Below are 2,877 nucleotides of genomic sequence, written 5' to 3' on the forward strand. Positions count from 1 at the left end.
ATAGTAGCTGGTTTTATATCAATGGTGCCTTATATGATGAAAACTATTTATCATGTAAATGTAGCGACAATAGGTAATAGTGTTATTTTTCCTGGAACCATGAGTGTTATTGTTTTTGGTTATTTTGGTGGTTTTTTAGTGGATAGAAAAGGATCATTATTTGTTTTTATTTTAGGATCATTGTCTATCTCTATAAGTTTTTTAACTATTGCATTTTTTGTTGAGTTTAGTATGTGGTTGACTACTTTTATGTTTATATTTGTTATGGGCGGATTATCTTTTACTAAAACAGTTATATCAAAAATAGTATCAAGTAGTCTTTCTGAAGAAGAAGTTGCTTCTGGAATGAGTTTGCTAAATTTCACAAGTTTTTTATCAGAGGGAACAGGTATAGCAATTGTAGGAGGTTTATTGTCACTACAATTGATTAATCGTAAACTAGTTCTGGAATTTATAAATTATTCTTCTGGAGTGTATAGTAATATTCTTGTAGCCATGGCTATCCTTATTATTTTATGTTGTCTTTTGACGATTATTGTATTTAAACGTTCTGAAAAGCAGTTTGAATAGTTATATTATATTTTGGTTTAGAACTATGAGTGGCTAGCATTTTGCCACTCATTTTTTGCGTTAGCAAAAACAGGTTTAAGCCTCGCAGAGCACACGTATTAACGACTTATTAAAAATAAGTCTAGTGTGTTAGACTTAAACTATTAAATACACATGAAACCTTTGTACTTAGGAGTGATTTTTATATGTCTTATTCCATTGTTAGAGTTTCAAAAGTTAAATCTGGAACAAATACAACGGGCATACAAAAACATGTTCAAAGAGAAAATAATAATTATGAAAATGAAGATATAGACCATAGTAAAACTTACTTAAATTATGATTTGGTAAATGCTAATAAACAGAATTTTAATAACTTGATTGATGAAAAAATCGAACAGAATTATACAGGCAAAAGAAAAATTAGAACAGACGCGATTAAACACATTGATGGTTTAATTACATCAGACAATGATTTCTTTGATAATCAAACGCCAGAAGATACAAAGCAGTTTTTTGAATATGCTAAAGAGTTTTTAGAACAAGAATACGGTAAAGATAATTTATTATATGCAACAGTTCACATGGACGAAAAAACACCACATATGCATTATGGCGTTGTTCCAATAACTGATGATGGTCGTTTAAGTGCTAAAGAAGTTGTAGGTAATAAAAAAGCTTTAACAGCGTTTCAAGATAGATTTAATGAGCATGTTAAACAACGAGGATATGATTTAGAACGTGGGCAATCAAGACAAGTAACAAATGCTAAACATGAGCAAATAAGTCAGTATAAACAAAAAACAGAATATCATAAGCAAGAATATGAACGTGAGAGCCAAAAAACAGACCATATAAAGCAAAAGAACGATAAATTAATGCAAGAGTACCAAAAATCGTTAAATACGCTTAAAAAGCCTATAAATGTTCCGTATGAGCAAGAAACTGAAAAAGTAGGTGGTTTATTTAGCAAAGAAATACAAGAAACTGGAAATGTTGTAATAAGCCAAAAAGATTTCAATGAATTTCAGAAACAGATAAAAGCTGCTCAAGATATTTCGGAAGATTACGAGTATATAAAGTCTGGTAGAGCCTTAGATGATAAAGATAAGGAAATACGAGAGAAAGATGATTTATTAAATAAAGCAGTTGAGCGTATTGAAAACGCAGACGATAATTTTAACCAACTTTACGAAAATGCAAAGCCACTTAAAGAGAATATAGAAATAGCGTTAAAGCTTTTAAAAATCTTACTAAAAGAGTTAGAACGAGTTTTAGGAAGAAATACCTTTGCGGAAAGAGTTAATAAGTTAACAGAAGATGAACCAAAACTAAATGGTTTAGCAGGAAACTTAGATAAAAAAATGAATCCAGAATTATATTCAGAACAGGAACAGCAACAAGAACAACAAAAGAATCAAAAACGAGATAGAGGTATGCACTTATAGAACATGCATTTATGCCGAGAAAACTTATTGGTTGGAATGGGCTATGTGTTAGCTAACTTGTTAGCGAGTTGGTTGGACTTGAATTGGGATTAATCCCAAGAAAGTACCAACTCAACAACACATAAAGCCCTGTAGGTTCCGACCAATAAGGAAATTGGAATAAAGCAATAAAAGGAGTTGAAGAAATGAAATTCAGAGAAGCCTTTGAGAATTTTATAACAAGTAAGTATGTACTTGGTGTTTTAGTAGTTTTAACTGTTTACCAGATAATACAAATGCTTAAATAAAAAAAGACTTGATCTGATTAGACCAAGTCTTTTGATAGTGTTATATTAATAACAAAATAAAAAGGAGTCGCTCACGCCCTGACCAAAGTTTGTGAACGACATCATTCAAAGAAAAAAACACTGAGTTGTTTTTATAATCTTGTATATTTAGATATTAAACGATATTTAAATATACATCAAGATATATATTTGGGTGAGCGATTCCTTAAACGAAATTGAGATTAAGGAGTCGATTTTTTATGTATAAAAACAATCATGCAAATCATTCAAATCATTTGGAAAATCACGATTTAGACAATTTTTCTAAAACCGGCTACTCTAATAGCCGGTTGGACGCACATACTGTGTGCATATCTGATCCAAAATTAAGTTTTGATGCAATGACGATCGTTGGAAATCTCAACCGAGACAACGCTCAAGCCCTTTCTAAATTTATGAGTGTAGAGCCCCAAATAAGACTTTGGGAGGTTCTGTTGCAAAGTAAAAAAATATAGCTAACCACTAATTTATCATGTCAGTGTTCGCTTAACTTGCTAGCATGATGCTAATTTCGTGGCATGGCGAAAATCCGTAGATCTGAAGAGACCTGCGGT

General features: G+C 31.3%; 2 protein-coding genes and 1 pseudogene. All 3 read left to right on the top strand.

Annotation, left to right across the window (positions count from 1 at the left end):
* Positions 1–570, top strand: a 570-nt coding sequence (locus IDG64_RS14250) for an MFS transporter (protein ID WP_206171351.1), incomplete at its 5' end; no start/stop codon positions are given.
* Between the two features lie 185 nt (positions 571–755).
* On the top strand, positions 756–1,997 hold the full coding sequence (gene mobV, locus IDG64_RS14255) for a MobV family relaxase (protein WP_000122374.1): 1,242 nt from the start codon (positions 756–758) through the stop codon (positions 1,995–1,997).
* 526 nt (positions 1,998–2,523) lie between these two features.
* A pseudogene (locus tag IDG64_RS14260) lies at positions 2,524–2,757 on the top strand (replication initiation factor domain-containing protein); the annotation flags it as partial.
* Positions 2,758–2,877: the final 120 nt, after the last annotated feature.

This window comes from Staphylococcus sp. EG-SA-15 (assembly GCF_017151895.1).
In the GTDB taxonomy this organism is placed as follows: domain Bacteria; phylum Bacillota; class Bacilli; order Staphylococcales; family Staphylococcaceae; genus Staphylococcus; species Staphylococcus aureus.